This window comes from Photobacterium sp. 270122K, from assembly GCF_059941365.1.
On record NZ_JBPOEN010000009.1, the window covers coordinates 223302 to 242543 of the forward strand.

The 19242-nt window shown below is 46.4% G+C and carries 32 protein-coding genes; all 32 read left to right on the plus strand.

Annotation, left to right across the window (positions count from 1 at the left end):
• Positions 1–30: 30 nt before the first annotated feature.
• A complete protein-coding gene (gene fusA, locus ACSF8W_RS17240; RefSeq protein WP_500848423.1) occupies positions 31–2127 on the plus strand; it encodes an elongation factor G in 2097 nt (698 codons plus the stop codon).
• A 110-nt stretch (positions 2128–2237) separates the two neighbouring features.
• Positions 2238–3422 (plus strand): elongation factor Tu, encoded by a 1185-nt coding sequence (tuf, locus tag ACSF8W_RS17245; RefSeq protein ID WP_500848424.1) that lies wholly within the window; start codon positions 2238–2240, stop codon positions 3420–3422.
• A gap of 330 nt (positions 3423–3752) precedes the next feature.
• Positions 3753–3941, plus strand: a complete 189-nt coding sequence (locus ACSF8W_RS17250; protein WP_500848425.1) for a (2Fe-2S)-binding protein — start codon at positions 3753–3755, stop codon at positions 3939–3941.
• An 83-nt stretch (positions 3942–4024) separates the two neighbouring features.
• Positions 4025–4504 carry a bacterioferritin gene (gene bfr, locus ACSF8W_RS17255; protein WP_428479872.1) on the plus strand — a complete coding sequence of 160 codons (480 nt, stop codon included), beginning with the start codon at positions 4025–4027 and terminating at the stop codon, positions 4502–4504.
• A gap of 374 nt (positions 4505–4878) precedes the next feature.
• Positions 4879–5190 (plus strand): 30S ribosomal protein S10, encoded by a 312-nt coding sequence (rpsJ, locus tag ACSF8W_RS17260; protein ID WP_002541412.1) that lies wholly within the window; start codon positions 4879–4881, stop codon positions 5188–5190.
• Positions 5191–5204: 14 nt separating this feature from the next.
• The gene (rplC, locus tag ACSF8W_RS17265; RefSeq protein ID WP_428479871.1) at positions 5205–5834 is read left to right on the plus strand and encodes a 50S ribosomal protein L3; all 630 of its coding nucleotides are present in this window, start codon (positions 5205–5207) and stop codon (positions 5832–5834) included.
• A 16-nt stretch (positions 5835–5850) separates the two neighbouring features.
• Positions 5851–6453, plus strand: coding sequence for a 50S ribosomal protein L4 (gene rplD / locus ACSF8W_RS17270; RefSeq protein ID WP_500848426.1), 603 nt, complete (start codon positions 5851–5853; stop codon positions 6451–6453).
• Positions 6450–6752, plus strand: coding sequence for a 50S ribosomal protein L23 (rplW, locus tag ACSF8W_RS17275; RefSeq protein WP_299016685.1), 303 nt, complete (start codon positions 6450–6452; stop codon positions 6750–6752). The genes rplD and rplW overlap by 4 nt, the downstream gene beginning before the upstream one ends.
• 18 nt (positions 6753–6770) lie before the next feature.
• Complete coding sequence (gene rplB, locus ACSF8W_RS17280; protein WP_500848427.1) at positions 6771–7595, plus strand: 50S ribosomal protein L2; 825 nt, start codon at positions 6771–6773, stop codon at positions 7593–7595.
• Positions 7596–7613: 18 nt separating this feature from the next.
• Positions 7614–7892 (plus strand): 30S ribosomal protein S19, encoded by a 279-nt coding sequence (gene rpsS / locus ACSF8W_RS17285; RefSeq protein ID WP_005302795.1) that lies wholly within the window; start codon positions 7614–7616, stop codon positions 7890–7892.
• A 10-nt stretch (positions 7893–7902) separates the two neighbouring features.
• Complete coding sequence (gene rplV, locus ACSF8W_RS17290; protein WP_047885226.1) at positions 7903–8235, plus strand: 50S ribosomal protein L22; 333 nt, start codon at positions 7903–7905, stop codon at positions 8233–8235.
• 19 nt (positions 8236–8254) lie between these two features.
• A complete protein-coding gene (gene rpsC, locus ACSF8W_RS17295) occupies positions 8255–8944 on the plus strand; it encodes a 30S ribosomal protein S3 (RefSeq protein WP_428479868.1) in 690 nt (229 codons plus the stop codon).
• An 11-nt stretch (positions 8945–8955) separates the two neighbouring features.
• A complete protein-coding gene (gene rplP / locus ACSF8W_RS17300) occupies positions 8956–9366 on the plus strand; it encodes a 50S ribosomal protein L16 (protein WP_428479867.1) in 411 nt (136 codons plus the stop codon).
• Positions 9366–9557: a 50S ribosomal protein L29 gene (rpmC, locus tag ACSF8W_RS17305; protein WP_428479866.1), complete on the plus strand. Its 192-nt coding sequence runs from the start codon at positions 9366–9368 to the stop codon at positions 9555–9557. Before rplP ends, rpmC begins: the two co-directional genes overlap by 1 nt.
• Entirely contained in the window at positions 9557–9811 is a 255-nt protein-coding gene (gene rpsQ, locus ACSF8W_RS17310) for a 30S ribosomal protein S17 (RefSeq protein WP_500848428.1), read from the plus strand. Before rpmC ends, rpsQ begins: the two co-directional genes overlap by 1 nt.
• Before the next feature lie 163 nt (positions 9812–9974).
• A complete protein-coding gene (rplN, locus tag ACSF8W_RS17315; RefSeq protein ID WP_428479864.1) occupies positions 9975–10346 on the plus strand; it encodes a 50S ribosomal protein L14 in 372 nt (123 codons plus the stop codon).
• A gap of 12 nt (positions 10347–10358) precedes the next feature.
• Positions 10359–10670: a 50S ribosomal protein L24 gene (gene rplX, locus ACSF8W_RS17320; RefSeq protein ID WP_428479863.1), complete on the plus strand. Its 312-nt coding sequence runs from the start codon at positions 10359–10361 to the stop codon at positions 10668–10670.
• Positions 10671–10684: 14 nt separating this feature from the next.
• Complete coding sequence (rplE, locus tag ACSF8W_RS17325) at positions 10685–11224, plus strand: 50S ribosomal protein L5 (RefSeq protein ID WP_428479862.1); 540 nt, start codon at positions 10685–10687, stop codon at positions 11222–11224.
• A 15-nt stretch (positions 11225–11239) separates the two neighbouring features.
• The gene (rpsN, locus tag ACSF8W_RS17330; RefSeq protein WP_428447279.1) at positions 11240–11545 is read left to right on the plus strand and encodes a 30S ribosomal protein S14; all 306 of its coding nucleotides are present in this window, start codon (positions 11240–11242) and stop codon (positions 11543–11545) included.
• Between the two features lie 35 nt (positions 11546–11580).
• The gene (gene rpsH, locus ACSF8W_RS17335) at positions 11581–11973 is read left to right on the plus strand and encodes a 30S ribosomal protein S8 (RefSeq protein WP_500848429.1); all 393 of its coding nucleotides are present in this window, start codon (positions 11581–11583) and stop codon (positions 11971–11973) included.
• Positions 11974–11985: 12 nt separating this feature from the next.
• Positions 11986–12519, plus strand: a complete 534-nt coding sequence (gene rplF / locus ACSF8W_RS17340) for a 50S ribosomal protein L6 (RefSeq protein WP_500848430.1) — start codon at positions 11986–11988, stop codon at positions 12517–12519.
• 9 nt (positions 12520–12528) lie between these two features.
• Positions 12529–12882, plus strand: a complete 354-nt coding sequence (rplR, locus tag ACSF8W_RS17345; protein ID WP_047876502.1) for a 50S ribosomal protein L18 — start codon at positions 12529–12531, stop codon at positions 12880–12882.
• A 12-nt stretch (positions 12883–12894) separates the two neighbouring features.
• On the plus strand, positions 12895–13392 hold the full coding sequence (gene rpsE, locus ACSF8W_RS17350) for a 30S ribosomal protein S5 (protein ID WP_428479859.1): 498 nt from the start codon (positions 12895–12897) through the stop codon (positions 13390–13392).
• Positions 13393–13397: 5 nt separating this feature from the next.
• Positions 13398–13577, plus strand: coding sequence for a 50S ribosomal protein L30 (gene rpmD / locus ACSF8W_RS17355; RefSeq protein ID WP_047876503.1), 180 nt, complete (start codon positions 13398–13400; stop codon positions 13575–13577).
• A gap of 5 nt (positions 13578–13582) precedes the next feature.
• On the plus strand, positions 13583–14017 hold the full coding sequence (gene rplO / locus ACSF8W_RS17360) for a 50S ribosomal protein L15 (protein WP_500848431.1): 435 nt from the start codon (positions 13583–13585) through the stop codon (positions 14015–14017).
• A gap of 22 nt (positions 14018–14039) precedes the next feature.
• On the plus strand, positions 14040–15365 hold the full coding sequence (gene secY, locus ACSF8W_RS17365; RefSeq protein ID WP_047876505.1) for a preprotein translocase subunit SecY: 1326 nt from the start codon (positions 14040–14042) through the stop codon (positions 15363–15365).
• 30 nt (positions 15366–15395) lie between these two features.
• Entirely contained in the window at positions 15396–15509 is a 114-nt protein-coding gene (gene rpmJ / locus ACSF8W_RS17370) for a 50S ribosomal protein L36 (RefSeq protein ID WP_000868186.1), read from the plus strand.
• A 145-nt stretch (positions 15510–15654) separates the two neighbouring features.
• Complete coding sequence (rpsM, locus tag ACSF8W_RS17375) at positions 15655–16011, plus strand: 30S ribosomal protein S13 (RefSeq protein WP_428479856.1); 357 nt, start codon at positions 15655–15657, stop codon at positions 16009–16011.
• Between the two features lie 19 nt (positions 16012–16030).
• On the plus strand, positions 16031–16420 hold the full coding sequence (rpsK, locus tag ACSF8W_RS17380) for a 30S ribosomal protein S11 (RefSeq protein ID WP_005370963.1): 390 nt from the start codon (positions 16031–16033) through the stop codon (positions 16418–16420).
• Positions 16421–16447: 27 nt separating this feature from the next.
• A complete protein-coding gene (gene rpsD, locus ACSF8W_RS17385) occupies positions 16448–17068 on the plus strand; it encodes a 30S ribosomal protein S4 (protein ID WP_500848432.1) in 621 nt (206 codons plus the stop codon).
• 23 nt (positions 17069–17091) lie between these two features.
• Complete coding sequence (locus ACSF8W_RS17390) at positions 17092–18081, plus strand: DNA-directed RNA polymerase subunit alpha (protein ID WP_036817720.1); 990 nt, start codon at positions 17092–17094, stop codon at positions 18079–18081.
• Positions 18082–18114: 33 nt separating this feature from the next.
• The gene (gene rplQ / locus ACSF8W_RS17395) at positions 18115–18498 is read left to right on the plus strand and encodes a 50S ribosomal protein L17 (RefSeq protein WP_500848433.1); all 384 of its coding nucleotides are present in this window, start codon (positions 18115–18117) and stop codon (positions 18496–18498) included.
• The last annotated feature ends 744 nt before the right edge of the window (positions 18499–19242 follow it).

Here is a 19242-nt window from a genome sequence, read left to right on the forward strand (position 1 = left end):
TAAGGTCACCCTTAGTAAGAGGATACTGCCGTGGCTCGTAAAACGCCTATCGAGCGCTACCGTAACATCGGTATTTGTGCTCACGTTGACGCCGGTAAAACAACAACTACCGAGCGTATCCTGTTCTATACAGGCTTATCTCACAAAATCGGTGAGGTTCACGACGGCGCTGCTACCATGGACTGGATGGAGCAGGAGCAGGAGCGTGGTATCACTATCACATCTGCTGCCACTACGACCTTCTGGCGTGGTATGGAAGCGCAATTCCCAGAGCATCGCGTAAACATCATCGATACCCCAGGACACGTAGACTTTACGATTGAAGTAGAGCGTTCATTGCGTGTACTTGACGGTGCGGTTGTTGTTTTCTGTGGTTCTTCAGGTGTTGAGCCGCAGTCTGAGACCGTATGGCGTCAGGCTGACAAATACGAAGTACCGCGTATGGTTTTCGTAAACAAGATGGACCGAGCTGGTGCTGACTTCCTACGTGTTGTTGACCAGATCAAAAACCGTCTTGGTGCGAACCCAGTGCCAATCCAGCTAAACATTGGTGCTGAAGACGAATTTAAAGGCGTCATTGACCTTATCAAAATGAAGTCAATCAACTGGGATGAATCTGACCAAGGTATGTCATTTACCTACGAAGATATTCCGGCTGACATGATGGATGAAGCTGAGAAATGGCGTCAAAACCTCGTTGAAGCTGCGGCTGAAGCGACGGAAGAGCTGATGGATAAGTACCTTGAAGAAGGTGAACTGTCTGAAGCCGAAATTAAAGCGGGTCTGCGCCAACGTACTATCGCGAACGAAATCGTGCTGGCAACGTGTGGTTCTGCTTTTAAAAACAAAGGTGTTCAAGCTGTACTTGATGCAGTCATTGAATACTTACCTTCACCAACAGAAGTGAAAGCTATCCGTGGTGAAGATGAAAAAGGTAACGAAGTTGAACGTCAATCAAGCGATGAAGAACCCTTCGCCGCGCTTGCGTTTAAAATCGCGACCGACCCGTTTGTTGGTAGCCTGACCTTCATGCGCGTTTACTCTGGTGTTGTAAATTCTGGCGACAGCGTCTACAACTCTGTAAAAGAAAAACGCGAGCGTTTTGGCCGCATCGTACAGATGCATGCGAACAAGCGTGAAGAAATTAAAGAAATCCGTGCGGGTGATATTGCTGCGGCAATTGGTCTGAAAAACGTGACAACGGGTGATACCCTGTGTGATGGTGATCATAAAGTGATCCTAGAGCGCATGGACTTCCCAGAGCCTGTTATTCAGATTGCTGTTGAACCTCGTTCAAAAGCTGACCAAGAGAAAATGGGTGTCGCGCTAGGTAAACTAGCGGCAGAAGATCCATCTTTCCGCGTTGAAACGGATGAAGAATCTGGCCAGACATTGATTTCAGGTATGGGTGAACTGCACCTTGATATCATTGTTGATCGTATGAAGCGTGAATTCAGCGTTGAATGTAACGTTGGTAAACCTCAGGTGGCATACCGTGAAACTATCCGTGGTAAAACGGAAGTGGAAGGGAAGTTTGTGCGCCAGTCAGGTGGTCGCGGTCAGTACGGTCACGTATGGCTACGAATCGAACCTGCGGAGCTTGATGAAGGCTTCGTGTTCGTGGATGAAGTCGTTGGTGGTTCGGTACCGAAAGAGTACATTGGTGCTGTTGCAAAAGGTATCGAAGAGCAGATGAACAACGGTGTGCTTGCTGGCTATCCTGTATTGGATGTCAAGGCAACCTTGTTTGACGGTTCTTACCACGATGTTGATTCCAACGAAATGGCATTTAAGATTGCCGGTTCTATGGCTTTCAAGAAAGGTGCGCTACAAGCAGAACCTGTTATTCTTGAACCATTGATGAAAGTTGAAGTAACCACTCCGGAAGATTGGATGGGTGATGTTGTTGGCGACCTTAACCGTCGTCGCGGCATGATCGAAGGTATGGATGAAGGCCCTGCTGGTCTTAAAATCATCCGTGCTAAAGTGCCACTTTCACAAATGTTTGGTTACGCAACTGACTTGCGTTCAGCGACTCAGGGTCGTGCGTCTTATTCGATGGAATTTAGCGAATATGCTGATGTTCCTAAGAATGTCGCCGATGCCATCATCGCAGAACGTGGTTAATCGCAAGATCTATATTGCGCCAATGGCTGTTGGCGCATAAAATAGCAACTTCTGACACGTCCCATATTTAAACTTAGTGGGGCGTATCACAACTAGGAAGGAACACGATCGTGTCTAAAGAAAAATTTGAACGCGTAAAACCGCACGTTAACGTTGGTACAATCGGCCACGTTGACCACGGTAAAACAACTCTAACTGCTGCTATCTGTACTACACTTGCAAAAGTGTACGGTGGTGTTGCTAAAGACTTCGCATCTATCGATAACGCTCCAGAAGAGCGCGAGCGCGGTATCACAATCAACACTTCTCACGTAGAGTACGATACTCCTACTCGTCACTACGCACACGTTGACTGCCCAGGACACGCCGATTATGTTAAAAACATGATCACTGGTGCTGCGCAGATGGACGGTGGTATCCTAGTTGTTGCTGCAACTGATGGTCCAATGCCTCAGACTCGTGAGCACATCCTACTAGGCCGTCAGGTTGGTATTCCTTACATCATCGTGTTCATGAACAAGTGTGACATGGTTGATGACGAAGAACTACTAGAGCTAGTAGAAATGGAAGTTCGTGAACTTCTTTCTGAGTACGACTTCCCAGGCGACGATTGCCCAGTAATCATGGGTTCTGCTCTAGGTGCACTTAACGGTGAAGAGCAGTGGGAAGCTAAAGTTATCGAGCTTGCTGAAGCACTAGATACTTACATCCCAGAACCAGAGCGTGCGATCGATCGTCCGTTCATTCTTCCAATCGAAGATGTATTCTCAATCCAGGGCCGTGGTACTGTTGTAACTGGTCGTGTTGAGCAAGGTATCATCCGCGTTGGTGACGAAGTTGCTATCATCGGTATCAAAGACACTATCACTACTACTTGTACTGGTGTTGAGATGTTCCGTAAGCTTCTTGACGAAGGCCGTGCTGGTGAGAACGTTGGTGTTCTTCTACGTGGTACTAAGCGTGACGAAGTTGAGCGTGGTCAGGTTCTTGCTAAGCCAGGTTCAATCACTCCACACACTACTTTCACTTCAGAAATCTATGTTCTTTCTAAAGATGAAGGCGGTCGTCACACTCCATTCTTCAAAGGTTACCGTCCACAGTTCTACTTCCGTACAACTGACGTAACTGGTACTATCGAGCTACCAGAAGGCGTTGAAATGGTAATGCCTGGTGATAACATCTCTATGACTGTTACTCTAATCGCGCCAATCGCGATGGACGAAGGTCTACGTTTTGCTATCCGTGAAGGTGGCCGTACAGTTGGTGCTGGTGTTGTTGCAACTATCGTTGCTTAATAACTACTAGTAACACCGTACAAAAAAAGGGAGCTTCGGCTCCCTTTTTTGTACCTGTTGGTTGCTCACGTTGTTCGTTGATGTACTGTTATCCGCTTATCCGCTTATCCGCTTATCCGCTTATCCGCTTATCCGCTTATCCGCTTATCCGCTTATCCGCTTATTTTACACGCCTGTCTGATTAATTAGCCTTGCCTGTCTTTATATTTTTAAAAGGCATAACTGAATATTTAATAGTCCAAAAACATATAGATGTTTCGTTTAACCTAAGTGGTAATAAGAACGCTTCTTGTTTATATTTGAGCCTATTGAATATAAGAGTGTTGCCCTATGTTTGTTTGTCTCTGTCATGCCATTTCAGATAAAAAAATTGCCCAACTGGTTGAGCAAAAAGGTGTCTATGATCTTAAAGGACTTCGACAACTGACACCGCTAGGGTCGCAGTGTGGTAAGTGCATCCGACAGGCCAAAGTGTTGATTGAACATACAGTGGCCGAGAAATACCAAAAGGCCAGTTAACACACGGGCTTTTCCTTCCTCTGGCTTTTGACACCCCTCTGATCGGTTCTATGCTTTAGACAGTCGACAGAGGAGTGTGCGCGATGAAAGCTGATCCAAAAATTATTCAACACCTCAATAAAGTCCTCGGTAACGAGTTGGTTGCCATTAATCAATATTTCCTCCATGCCCGCATGTATAAAGATTGGGGTCTCAAGCATCTCGCCGACAAGGAGTATCATGAGTCCATCGACGAGATGAACCATGCCGATCACTTAATCGAACGTATTCTGTTTCTTGAAGGGATCCCTAACTTACAAGATCTCGGCAAGCTCAATATTGGTGAAGATACCCAAGAAATGCTCGAATGTGACTTAGCGTTAGAGATGGCGGCCATTCCGGATCTGCGTGAAGCCATTGCGTATGCGGAAGATGTTCATGACTATGTCTCACGTGATGTATTCCAGGCGATCTTGTCTGATGAAGAAGAGCATGTGGATTGGTTAGAGACCCAGCTAGGGCTTATCGAAAAAATGGGGATCGCCAACTATAACCAAGCTCAAATTGTTGATGATGATGAATAGTCGAGAGAAAAGGGCAGGGTGAGGTATAAAACCTCTATATTTATCAGTGTGATACCGAGGTGGCGCATTTTATGCTGTGCAAGCCTGATTATTTTTCCTACAAAGCTTGCGTTCCAAAGTGTGATCTGTATAATGCCATCCACTGCCTGAGGTAACCAAATCTCGTAAGCGCAGTTGTGAACCAATAAGCGTTGAGGAAGAAGTTGCTAGTCAACTTAACAATGTATACTCTGACTTATGTTCGCAGTCATTAAATTGACTGACAATGTATCCGATAGGGATACTACGTTCACATAAATCAATCGGCATTCTCTCGTCTTATCGAGTCTGAGTGGCGATATTGTTTGTGTAATTTTTATTTGGAGCTCTGTCTAATGCAGAACCAACGTATTCGTATCCGCCTAAAGGCTTTCGATCACCGTTTGATCGATCAGTCAACTGCGGAAATCGTTGAAACAGCTAAGCGTACTGGCGCGCAGGTTAAGGGTCCAATCCCTCTTCCTACTCGCAAAGAGCGTTTCACTGTTCTTATTTCTCCTCACGTTAATAAGGACGCACGTGACCAGTACGAAATCCGTACTCACAAGCGCCTTATCGACATCGTTGAGCCAACAGACAAAACTGTTGACGCTCTTATGCGTCTAGATCTAGCTGCTGGCGTTGACGTTCAGATCAGCCTAGGTTAAGGGGAGATAAGAGAATGATTGGTCTAATCGGTCGTAAAGTGGGCATGACCCGCGTATTTACCGAAGATGGCGTTTCTATCCCAGTAACTGTGGTTGAAGTTGAAGCAAACCGCGTTTCTCAGGTTAAATCTGTAGAAACTGACGGCTACAACGCAATCCAGGTAACTACTGGTTCAAAGAAAGCTAACCGTGTTTCTAAGCCAGCTGCTGGCCACTTTGCGAAAGCAGGTGTTGAAGCGGGTCGCGGTCTTTGGGAATTCCGTCTAGATAACAACGAAGAGTTCGCTGTTGGCGCTGAGCTAACTGTTGAGCTGTTCAACGAAATCAAAAAAGTAGACGTTACTGGTACATCTAAAGGTAAGGGCTTCCAAGGTGCTGTTAAGCGCTGGAACTTCCGTACTCAAGATATGACCCATGGTAACTCCTTGTCTCACCGTGCTCCGGGTTCAATTGGCCAATGTCAAACTCCAGGTCGCGTATTTAAAGGCAAGAAAATGGCTGGTCACATGGGTGCTGAGCGTGTAACGACTCAAAACCTAGAGATCGTACGTGTTGACGCTGAGCGCAATCTGCTTCTTATTAAAGGTGCAGTACCAGGTGCTACAGGCGGTAACGTGATCGTAAAACCAGCTGTTAAAGCGTAACGTCGAGGAGTTAGTAATGGAATTGGTAGTCAAAGGCGCTAACGCGCTAACTGTCTCCGAAACTACTTTTGGGCGTGACTTCAATGAAGCGCTTGTACATCAGGTAGTTGTTGCTTTTGCAGCAGGTGCTCGTCAAGGTACTCGTGCTCAGAAGACTCGTTCTGACGTTTCTGGTGGTGGCGCTAAGCCATGGCGCCAGAAAGGTACAGGCCGCGCTCGTGCAGGTACAATCCGTAGTCCGCTATGGCGTACCGGTGGTGTAACTTTCGCTGCTCGTCCACAGGACCACAGCCAGAAAGTTAACAAGAAAATGTACCGTGGTGCGATGAAGAGCATCCTGTCTGAGCTAGTTCGTCAAGAGCGTCTAATCGTTGTTGAAGACTTCTCAATCGAAGCTCCTAAAACTAAAGCACTAGTTGCTAAGTTGAAAGAATTCGAATTGGCAGATGCATTGATCGTAACTGGCGAACTAGATGAAAATCTATTCCTAGCTGCACGTAACCTATACAAAGTAGACGTACGTGACGCGAAGGCAATTGATCCAGTAAGCCTGATCGCTTTCGATAAAGTTGTTATGACTGCAGCAGCAGTTAAAGCAGTTGAGGAGATGCTAGCATGATCACTGAAGAGCGTATTTTAAAAGTTCTACGTGCTCCGCACATCTCTGAAAAAGCAACCATGGCTGCTGAAAACGGTAACACTATCGTTTTCAAAGTAGCGATGACAGCAACAAAGAAAGAGATCAAAGCAGCAGTTGAAAAACTGTTTGAGGTTGAAGTTAAGTCTGTAAATACTCTTATCACTAAGGGTAAGACCAAACGTCAAGGTATGCGCCAAGGCCGTCGTTCAGACGTGAAGAAAGCGTATGTTATCTTGAAAGAAGGTCAAGACATCGACTTCGCTGGCAGTGCAGAGTAAGGCTAGGAGCAAAGAAGAATGGCTATTGTAAAATGTAAGCCGACTTCCCCAGGTCGTCGCCACGTTGTTAAAGTGGTTAACTCTGACCTGCATAAGGGTAAGCCGTACGCACCACTACTAGAGAAAAAATCTAAGTCTGGTGGTCGTAATAACAACGGTCGTATCACAGTACGTCACATCGGTGGTGGTAACAAAAATGCTTACCGTATCATCGATTTCAAACGTACTAAAGATGGCATCCCAGCGAAAGTTGAGCGTCTAGAATACGATCCAAACCGTAGCGCAAACATCGCTCTAGTTCTGTACGCAGACGGTGAGCGCCGCTACATTATCGCACCTAAAGGTCTTCAGGCTGGTGATGCAATCCAGTCTGGCGCAGATGCTGCTATCAAAGTTGGTAACACACTACCAATGCGCAACATCCCAGTAGGTTCAACCGTACACTGTGTTGAACTTAAGCCTGGTAAAGGTGCACAGCTGGCTCGTTCAGCTGGTGCATACGCTCAGATCATTGCACGTGCAGGCACTTATGTGACTCTACGTCTACGTTCTGGTGAAATGCGTAAAGTTCTTGCTGAAGGTCGTGCGACTCTAGGTGAAGTTGGTAATGCAGAACACATGCTACGTGAGCTAGGTAAAGCTGGTGCTTCACGCTGGCGCGGTGTTCGTCCAACTGTACGTGGTGTTGTAATGAACCCAGTTGATCACCCACACGGTGGTGGTGAAGGTCGTACATCAGGCGGTCGTCACCCAGTTACACCTTGGGGTGTTCCAACTAAGGGTTACAAGACTCGTAAGAACAAGCGTACCGACAAGTACATCGTACGTCGTCGTAACAAGTAATTATAAAGAGGATACGCCATGCCACGTTCTCTCAAGAAAGGTCCATTTATTGACCTACACTTGCTGAAGAAGGTAGAGAAAGCGTTGGAAAGCGGTGACAAAAAGCCTGTTAAGACTTGGTCCCGTCGCTCAATGATCATCCCTCAGATGATCGGTTTGACCATCGCTGTCCATAATGGTCGTCAGCACGTTCCTGTTTTCGTTTCTGAAGAAATGATCGGTCACAAGCTAGGCGAATTTGCACCAACACGTACTTATCGCGGCCATGCTGCAGATAAGAAAGCTAAGAAGCGCTAAGGAGTAGGTAATGGAAGCTATCGCTAAACATCGCTTTGCTCGCATTTCGCCGCAGAAAGCTCGTTTGGTTGCAGATCAACTGCGCGGTAAGCCAGTTGCTCAAGCTCTAGAAATTCTAACTTTCAGCAACAAAAAAGCTGCTGATCTAATCAAGAAAGTTCTAGAGTCTGCTATCGCTAACGCAGAACACAACGAAGGCGCAGACATTGATGATCTTAATGTTGCAAAAATCTTCGTTGACGAAGGTCCTACCATGAAGCGTATTATGCCTCGTGCTAAAGGCCGTGCCGATCGCATCTTGAAGCGTTCTAGCCACATCACTGTTGTTGTAGCAGACCGCTAAGAGACTAGGAGAGAAAGCAATGGGTCAAAAAGTACATCCTAATGGTATTCGTCTTGGCATCTGTAAGCCATGGAATACCACTTGGTTTGCTAACAGCCAAGAGTTCGCTGACAACCTAGACGGCGACTTCAAGGTACGTCAGTTCCTTACTAAGGAACTAGCAAAAGCGTCTCTTTCACGTATCGTTATCGAGCGTCCTGCTAAGAGCATCCGTGTGACTATTCACACTGCTCGTCCAGGCGTTGTTATCGGTAAGAAAGGCGAAGACGTAGAGAAACTACGTGCAGCAGTAGCGAAGATCGCGGGCGTTCCAGCTCAGATCAACATCTCTGAAGTACGTAAGCCAGAGCTAGACGGTCAACTAGTAGCAGACAGCATTTCGTCTCAGCTAGAGCGTCGTGTTATGTTCCGTCGCGCTATGAAGCGTGCAGTTCAGAACGCTATGCGTCTTGGCGCTAAAGGTATCAAAGTAGAAGTAAGCGGCCGTCTAGGCGGTGCTGAAATTGCTCGTACTGAGTGGTACCGTGAAGGCCGTGTGCCTCTACACACTCTACGTGCTGACATTGATTACGCAACTTCTTCGGCTCACACCCAATACGGTGTTATCGGCGTTAAAGTTTGGATCTTCAAAGGTGAAGTTCTAGGCGGTATGCCGGTTGAAGAGCCAAAGGCTGACAAGCCTAAGAAGCAGCGCAAAGGCCGTAAATAAGGAGTTTATTGATGCTGCAACCTAAACGCACTAAATTCCGCAAGGCCTTTAAAGGTCGTAACCGCGGTCTAGCGAACGGTACTGATGTAAGCTTCGGTACATTTGGTCTTAAAGCTGTTGGCCGTGGTCGCCTAACTGCTCGTCAGATCGAAGCGGCACGTCGTGCTATGACTCGTCATATCAAACGTCAGGGCCAAATCTGGATTCGTGTATTCCCAGACAAACCAATTACATCTAAGCCTCTTGAAGTTCGTCAAGGTAAAGGTAAGGGTAACGTTGAGTACTGGGTAGCACAGATTCAACCAGGTAAAGTTCTATACGAAATGGATGGTGTTTCTGAAACACTAGCTCGTGAAGCATTCGATCTTGCTGCACGTAAGCTACCAATCAAAACAACATTCGTAACAAAGGCGGTGATGTGATGAACGCACAAGATCTGCGCGCTAAAAGCGTTGAAGAACTGAATGCTGAGCTTGTGGGCTTGCTACGTGAACAGTTTAACTTGCGCATGCAAGCTGCAACTGGTCAACTACAGCAGTCTCACACACTGAAAGCAGTACGTCGCGATATCGCACGTGTTAAAACCGTTCTGACTGAAAAGGCTGGCGCATAATGAGCGATAAAATTCGTACTCAGCTTGGTCGTGTTGTTAGCGACAAAGGCGACAAGTCAATTGTTGTTGCAATCGAGCGTAAAGTGAAGCACCCGATCTACGGTAAGTACATCACTCGCACGACTAAACTTCATGCACATGACGAAAACAACGAGTGTGGCCTAGGCGATACTGTTGAGGTTCGTGAGTGTCGTCCACTGTCTAAGACTAAGTCTTGGACTCTGGTACGCGTAGTTGAAAAAGCTCGCGGTTAAGCGAACTTAGCTACGATATAACAGAGCGGCCCCGAAAATCTTTGGGGCCGTTTATTTTTTGTCTACCCAACGGTCGAAAATGGTGTTATTATTCGCCGCCTTTGAAGAAAAGGCAAATCGACTCGTAATGGGTCTAGATGTTTAAAATTAGCGGAGCACTAACATGATCCAAATGCAAAGTATGCTTGATGCAGCCGATAACTCCGGCGCACGTAGCGTAATGTGTATTAAGGTTCTGGGTGGTTCACACCGTCGCTATGCACATATCGGTGATGTCATCAAAGTTACTGTTAAGGAAGCAATTCCTCGCGGTAAAGTTAAGAAAGGTGACGTTCTGAAAGCGGTGGTCGTGCGCACTCGTAAAGGCGTTCGTCGTCCAGACGGCTCTGTCATTCGTTTTGACCGTAATGCTTGCGTACTGTTGAACAACACTACTGAGCAACCAGTCGGTACTCGTATTTTCGGCCCTGTGACACGCGAACTTCGTGGCGATAAGTTCATGAAGATCGTTTCACTAGCGCCTGAAGTACTGTAAGGAGTAATTCAAATGGCAGCTAAAATCCGTCGTAACGACGAAGTTATCGTTCTTACTGGTAAAGATAAAGGTAAGAAAGGTAAAGTAACTAAGGTTCTAGCAACCGGTAAAGTTATCGTTGAAGGTATCAACCTTGTGAAGAAGCACCAGAAGCCGGTACCGGCAATGGGCGTCCAAGGTGGCATCGTTGAAAAAGAAGCAGCAATTGACGCTTCTAACGTTGCAATCGTTAACGGTGAAGGTAAAGCGGACCGTGTAGGCTTCCGATTTGAAGACGACAAAAAAGTTCGTTTCTTCAAGTCGACTGGCGAAACTATTAAGTAAGTTGGAGTAGTACTATGGCGAAACTGCATGATTACTACAAAGAGACTGTTGTAAAAGATCTTGCTGGCAAGTTCGAATACAAGAGTATCATGCAAGTCCCAAGGATCGAAAAGATCACACTTAACATGGGTGTGGGCGAAGCTATCAATGACAAGAAGCTACTAGAAAACGCTGCTGCTGACATGACTGCAATTGCAGGTCAGAAGCCGCTAATCACTGTAGCACGCAAGTCAGTTGCAGGCTTTAAGATCCGTGAGGGCTACCCTATTGGCTGTAAAGTAACCCTACGTGGCGAGCGTATGTGGGACTTTTTCGAGCGTCTAATTTCAATTGCTGTACCTCGTATCCGAGATTTCCGTGGTCTTAACCCGAAATCATTCGACGGTCGTGGTAACTACAGCATGGGCGTTCGTGAGCAGATCATCTTCCCAGAAATCGAATACGATAAAGTAGATCGTGTGCGTGGTCTTGATATCACAATCACAACTTCTGCTAAATCTGATGAAGAAGCTCATGCTCTACTGTCTGCTTTTAACTTCCCATTCCGTAAGTAAAAGTAAGGGTTACTAATGGCTAAAGAATCTATGAAGGCACGCGAAGTAAAACGTGCCAAGCTAGTAGCTAAGTTCGCTGAAAAGCGTGCAGCGCTAAAAGCTCTAATTAGCGACGTGAATGCGTCTGAAGAAGACCGCTGGAATGCAGTGCTTAAACTTCAGTCACTACCACGTGATTCTGCGAAGTCTCGTCAGCGTAACCGCTGTAACCAGACTGGACGTCCACACGGCTACCTACGTAAGTTTGGTCTAAGCCGTATCAAGGTTCGTGAAGCTTGCATGAAAGGCGAGATTCCGGGTCTACGTAAAGCAAGCTGGTAATCAGCTAGCAATTCAGAATCACGGAGTATTAACTTATGAGCATGCAAGATCCGATTTCGGATATGCTGACCCGTCTTCGTAACGGTCAGGCAGCGAAAAAAGTTGCTGTTAAAATGCCATCTTCTAAGCAGAAAGTTGCAATTGCTGCACTTCTAAAAGAAGAAGGTTTCGTGGCTGATTTCACTATCACTGGTGAAGTTAAGCCTGAGCTAGAAGTTACTCTTAAGTACTTCGAAGCTAACCCAGTTATCGAGCAAATCCAACGTGTATCACGTCCTGGTCTGCGCATCTACAAGAAAAAAGATGCTCTACCATCAGTGATGGGTGGCCTTGGTATTGCTATTATCTCAACTTCCAAGGGTCTTATGACCGACCGCGCCGCTCGTAAAGCGGGCCTTGGCGGTGAGATTATCTGCTACGTAGCATAATAGGAGTAGGAAATGTCTCGTGTTGCAAAAGCACCAGTAGTTATTCCTGCCGGCGTAGAAGTTAAACTCAACGGTCAGGAAATCTCTGTTAAAGGCGGTAAAGGCGAACTAGTTCGTGTTATCCACCCAGCAGTTGTATTGTCCCAGGAAGAAAACACCATCACTTTCGGTCCTCGTGAAGGTTTCGATAAGGCTTGGGCTCAAGCAGGTACTGCTCGTGCACTAGTTAACAACATGGTTGTTGGTGTTACTGAAGGCTATACTAAGAAGCTTACTCTGAAAGGTGTTGGTTACCGTGCGAATGTTGCTGGTTCAACTGTTAACCTAACTCTAGGCTTCTCGCACCCAGTTGCGCATGAACTACCAGCAGGTATCAAAGCTGAGTGTCCAACACAAACTGAAATCGTACTAACTGGTACTGATAAGCAGATTGTTGGTCAAGTAGCTGCTGATATTCGTGCTTACCGTAGCCCTGAGCCTTACAAAGGCAAAGGTGTTCGTTACGCCGATGAAATCGTGCGTACTAAAGAAGCTAAGAAGAAGTAAGGTAACACTATGGATAAGAAAGCATCTCGTATCCGTCGTGCGACCCGAGCACGTCGTAAGATTGCTGAACTGGGCGCAACTCGCCTAGTTGTACACCGTACTCCACGTCACGTGTACGCTCAGGTAATCGCACCAAATGGCTCTGAGGTAATCGCAGCCGCTTCTACCCTAGAAAAAGCGATCCGTGAGCAGGTTAAGAGCACCGGTAACAAAGACGCTGCTGCAGCTGTAGGTAAAGCTATTGCTGAGCGCGCGATTGAAAAAGGCATCTCTAACGTTGCATTCGATCGTTCTGGTTTCCAATACCACGGCCGTGTAGCTGCACTAGCAGAAGCTGCTCGTGAAGCTGGTCTGAAATTCTAAGGTAGGCGGAAGATGGCTAACGAAAAAACTCAATCAGATTTGAATGAAAAGCTGATCGCTGTTAACCGTGTATCTAAGACGGTTAAAGGCGGACGCATTTTCAGCTTTACTGCACTGACTGTAGTTGGTGACGGTAACGGTCGCATCGGTTTTGGTTACGGTAAGGCACGTGAAGTTCCTGCTGCAATCCAGAAAGCGATGGAAAAAGCACGCCGTAACATGGTTACTGTTTCACTAAACGACGGTACTCTACACCACGCTGTTAAAGGCGCACACACTGGTTCTAAAGTGTACATGCAGCCTGCTTCAGAAGGTACTGGTATCATCGCCGGTGGTGCAATGCGTGCAGTGCTAGAAGTTGCGGGTATCCGTAACGTTCTTGCAAAAGCATACGGTTCTACTAACCCAATCAACGTTGTTCGCGCAACAATTGATGGCCTAAGTGGAATTAACTCTCCAGAAAAGATCGCTGCTAAGCGTGGTCTTTCTGTTAAAGAAATTCTGGAGTAATCGACATGGCAAAGACTATTAAAGTAACACAGACAAAGAGCTCTATCGGTCGTTTACCGAAACATAAAGCTACTTTGCTGGGCCTTGGCCTTCGTCGCATCAACCACACTGTAGAACTTGAAGATACTGCTTGCGTACGCGGCATGATCAACAAGGTTTACTACATGGTTAAAGTTGAGGAGTAATCAGAATGCGTTTGAATACTCTATCACCGGCTGCGGGTTCTAAGCCTTCTGCGAAGCGCGTAGGCCGTGGTATCGGTTCAGGTCTGGGTAAAACTTGTGGCCGTGGTCACAAAGGTCAGAAATCACGTTCAGGTGGTTCTGTACGTCCAGGCTTCGAAGGCGGTCAGATGCCTTTGAAACAGCGTCTACCAAAATTCGGTTTTACTTCTCGTAAGAGCCTAGTATCAGCTGAAGTTCGTCTAGCAGAGCTAGCGAAAGTTGAAGGTGACGTAGTAAGCCTAGAAACTCTTAAAGCTGCAAACATCATCACTAAGAACATTGAGTTCGCGAAAGTTGTACTTTCTGGTGAGATTGCTCGCGCTGTAACAGTTAAAGGTCTACGCGTGACTAAAGGCGCTAAAGCTGCTATCGAAGCTGCAGGCGGTAAAATCGAGGAATAATTAACTCGAGGATGAGGTACAGATGGCTAAACAACCAGGACAAGATTTTCGTAGTGCGCAAGGTGGCCTAGCAGAGCTTAAGACTCGCCTGCTATTCGTATTAGGTGCTATCTTAATTTTCCGAGCTGGCTCCTTTGTGCCTATTCCTGGTATTGACGCTGCTGTACTTGCCGATCTGTTCGAACAGCAAAAGGGTACCATCATTGAACTGTTTAACATGTTCTCTGGTGGTGCACTTGAGCGTGCTTCCATTCTGGCACTGGGCATCATGCCGTATATTTCGGCATCAATCATTGTCCAGTTGCTAACGGTTGTATATTCGCCTTTGGCAGAGCTGAAGAAGGAAGGGGAGGCTGGCCGTCGTAAGATTAGCCAGTATACCCGTTACGGCACGCTTGTTTTGGCAACCTTCCAAGCAATTGGTATTGCGACGGGGTTACCAAGTATGATCCCTGGCCTGGTCGTTAATCCAGGTCTCGGATTCTACTTTGTTGCGGTTGTGAGTTTGGTTACCGGCACCATGTTCTTGATGTGGTTAGGTGAGCAAATTACTGAACGTGGCATTGGTAACGGTATATCTTTGATTATTTTCACAGGTATCGTTGCAGGTTTGCCGCCAGCTATTGGACAGACAGTGGAGCAAGCGCGTCAAGGTGAATTGCACGTACTTCTTCTGCTATTAATTGCAGTGATTTCTTTTGCTGTTATCTACTTTGTCGTGTTTATGGAGCGTGGTCAGCGTCGTATCGTCGTTAACTATGCCAAGCGTCAACAAGGCCGTCGTGTCTTCGCTGCGCAAAGCACGCATCTGCCGTTGAAAATCAACATGGCAGGGGTAATTCCAGCAATCTTCGCATCGAGCATTATTCTGTTTCCAGGCACACTGACTCAGTGGTTTGGTCAGAATGAAAACCTCTCTTGGTTAAGTGATGTATCACTTGCACTAAGTCCAGGTCAGCCACTTTATGTGATGCTTTATGCTGCTGCGATTATTTTCTTCTGTTTCTTCTATACCGCGTTGGTGTTTAACCCTCGCGAGACAGCTGACAACTTGAAGAAGTCTGGTGCGTTCGTACCTGGTATTCGCCCGGGAGAACAGACCGCAAAATATATAGATAAAGTGATGACTCGCCTGACTCTCGTCGGTGCAATGTACATTACCTTTATCTGTCTGATCCCCGAGTTTATGATGATTGCATGGAATGTCCGCTTCTATTTTGGCGGTACTTCACTACTGATTGTAGTTGTAGTCATAATGGACTTCATGGCTCAAGTTCAGACACATTTGATGTCTCAACAATATGAGTCTGTTTTGAAAAAGGCTAATCTGAAAGGCTCAAGCCGTTAAGATTGGTTAATCCATTTACGGAGTTTAGCAATGAAAGTTCGTGCTTCCGTTAAGAAAATCTGCCGTAACTGTAAAGTTATCAAGCGCAACGGTGTTGTGCGTGTAATTTGCAGTGAGCCAAAGCATAAACAGCGCCAAGGCTAATTAGCAGAAATATTTCTTGCAAATTGAAGGTGGGTTGGCTAAATTAGCCAACCAATCTTTTGTGTGTGCAAAAGAATTGTTCCACCGCTGCGTATCCTAGACGGGCTTTGCAGCGGTTATTCTTGAAAAGTACTAGGAGTGAATAGTGGCCCGTATTGCAGGCATTAACATTCCTGATCATAAACATTCTGTAATCGCACTTACTGCGATCTACGGCATTGGTAAAACTCGCTCTAAAGCTATTCTAGCTGAAGTGGGTATTGCTGAAAGTGTTAAGATCAGTGAACTAACTGAAGAGCAGATCGATCAACTGCGTGATGGTGTAGCTAAGTACACTGTAGAAGGTGATCTACGTCGTGAAGTATCGATGAACATCAAGCGTCTTATGGACCTTGGCTGTTACCGCGGTCTTCGTCATCGTCGCAGTCTACCACTACGTGGACAGCGTACTAAAACCAACGCACGTACCCGTAAGGGTCCGCGCAAGCCGATCAAAAAATAATCGGATAAGGTAGAGTACAATGGCAAAACAACCAACTCGCGCGCGTAAGCGCGTACGTAAGCAAGTAGCTGATGGCGTTGCGCACATTCATGCTTCTTTCAATAACACAATCGTAACCATTACTGACCGTCAGGGTAACGCTCTATCTTGGGCTACTGCAGGTGGTTCAGGTTTCCGCGGTTCTCGTAAATCTACTCCGTTCGCTGCACAGGTTGCTGCTGAGCGTTGTGGTGAAATGGCCAAAGAATATGGCGTTAAGAACCTAGAAGTTATGGTTAAGGGCCCAGGTCCTGGTCGTGAGTCTACTATCCGCGCTCTAAACGCTGCGGGTTTCCGTATCACTAACATTGTTGATGCGACTCCGATTCCACATAACGGTTGTCGTCCACCTAAGAAACGTCGCGTATAACGTTTCTAGGAAAACTGGAGAAAGAACATGGCAAGATATTTGGGTCCTAAGCTGAAGCTTAGCCGTCGTGAAGGCACTGACTTATTCCTTAAGTCTGGTGTACGCGCGATTGATACCAAGTGTAAGATTGATAACGCACCGGGCATGCACGGTGCGCGTCGCGGTCGTCTATCTGACTACGGCGTTCAGCTTCGTGAGAAGCAAAAAGTTCGTCGTACATATGGCGTACTTGAAAAGCAATTCCGTAACTACTACAAAGAAGCTGCTCGCCTTAAAGGCAACACAGGTGAAAACCTGCTTCAGCTTCTTGAAGGTCGTCTAGATAACGTGGTTTACCGTATGGGTTTCGGTGCTACTCGCGCTGAAGCACGTCAGCTAGTAAGCCACAAAGCGATCCTAGTTAACGGTACAGTCGTAAACGTTCCTTCTTTCAAGGTAGCGGCAAACGACGTTGTTAGCATTCGCGAGAAAGCTAAGAACCAGGCACGCATCAAAGCAGCTCTAGAAGTTGCTACTCAGCGTGAACTACCGACTTGGGTCGAAGTAGACAACAGCAAATTGGAAGGTACGTTTAAGCGTCTTCCAGAACGTTCTGATTTGTCTGCCGACATCAACGAACACCTGATCGTCGAGCTTTACTCTAAGTAAGGCTATAGTTAAGAGAGGACACAATGCAGGGTTCTGTAACAGAATTTCTTAAGCCACGTCTTGTTGATATTGAACAAGTTAACACGACGCATGCAAAAGTAACTCTTGAGCCACTTGAGCGTGGTTTCGGCCACACTCTTGGTAACGCTCTACGTCGTATTCTTCTATCTTCAATGCCGGGTTGTGCCGTAACTGAAGTAGAGATCGATGGTGTGTTACACGAGTACAGCACCAAAGAAGGAGTACAGGAAGATGTTCTTGAGATCCTTCTAAACCTTAAAGGCCTAGCCGTTAAGGTAGAGGGTAAAGACGAAGTTATCCTTACTCTGAATAAATCTGGTGCAGGCCCTGTTGTTGCAGGTGACATCACCCATGATGGTGATGTTGAGATTGCGAACCCAGAACACGTAATCTGCCACCTAACTGATGACAATGCTGAAATCAGCATGCGCATCAAGGTAGAGCGTGGTCGTGGCTATGTACCAGCGTCTGCTCGAATTCACACAGAAGAAGACGAGCGTCCAATTGGTCGTCTACTGGTTGATGCAACATTCAGCCCAGTTGACCGTATCGCTTATGCAGTTGAAGCAGCACGTGTTGAACAACGTACTGACCTTGACAAGCTTGTAATCGATATGGAGACCAACGGTACTCTTGATCCTGAGGAAGCTATCCGTCGTGCAGCAACTATTCTTGCTGAGCAATTGGATGCATTCGTAGATCTTCGAGATGTACGTGTTCCTGAAGAAAAAGAAGAGAAGCCGGAGTTCGATCCGATCCTACTGCGTCCTGTAGACGATCTTGAACTAACTGTTCGCTCTGCAAATTGTCTAAAAGCAGAAGCGATCCATTACATCGGTGATCTCGTTCAGCGTACTGAGGTTGAGCTACTTAAAACGCCAAACCTTGGTAAGAAGTCTTTGACAGAAATCAAAGACGTGCTGGCATCACGTGGCTTGTCTCTAGGCATGCGCCTAGAAAATTGGCCGCCAGCATCTATTGCTGAAGATTAATAGTTACTGATATCTAGTTAGAAGGATTAGGTCATGCGCCATCGTAAGAGTGGTCGTCAACTCAACCGCAACAGCAGCCATCGCAAAGCGATGTTCAGCAACATGGCTGGCTCTCTGGTACGTCACGAACTTATCAAGACTACCCTGCCTAAGGCAAAAGAGCTGCGTCGCGTAATTGAGCCATTGATTACCCTAGCTAAGACAGACAGTGTTGCTAACCGTCGTCTTGCATTCGCTCGTACTCGTGATAACGAAGTAGTTGCGAAACTATTTAACGAATTAGGTCCACGTTTTGCTCAACGCCCAGGCGGCTATACTCGCATTCTTAAGTGCGGTTTCCGTGCTGGCGATAAAGCCCCTATGGCTTACATTGAGCTAGTAGATCGTCCTGCAAAGGAAGAAGCTACTGCTGAATAAGCATTAGTGCGTTAAATACAAAAAAAGCCGAGTTTTTAACTCGGCTTTTTTTTGTTTGTTTTTTGCTACAACAGAAACTGGTGGTGTTTCACTTCCTCCGCTTTAGCCTCCTATCTTCTATCTTCTATCTTCTATCTTCTATCTCTGCCGCTGTTTCGGCTTCTTACCTGTAAACCCTTTTTCCGTTTCCTTTTCTTGTTATGCGTTATATAGATGTGTTGTTGTGCTTGCCCCAGCTTGTCCCAGCTTGTCCCAGCTTGTGGGTCATGAAACCATATCCCTGATACGCTTATCTTGGTGAATACAGTTAAGTTCACCTTCATCAATCTGATTATGGTTTTGGATGTTGTGGCTGTTAGTTGCGATGGCCAGTGCTTATTTGATGGTTATAAAAGCGAAGTAAAGGCAAGAGGGGAGAGGTTATTACCATTTTGAGAAAGATAAATAGGTGCGAGAAGGGTGTTATTAGTACGACTTTTGCGTTTTTGTTTGTTTGCTGAGCGACTGATTGGTGAGGGGGTAAAAAAAGGTTGTCAGTGTCATTTATCTCCCTATAATGCCACCTCATCGACACGGAGCAACTCGCTGATAAGCAAGTGGTAACTGAGTCGGCCTCGAAAGAGGGATGTCAAATAAGTCGTTTTAATTCATTAAGAATTACTTGTTGACATTAAGTTGGGATGGTGTATAATTCGCAACCCTGACCTGACAGGCAACTCGAAAGAGGTTGGTTGTTATGTCAAT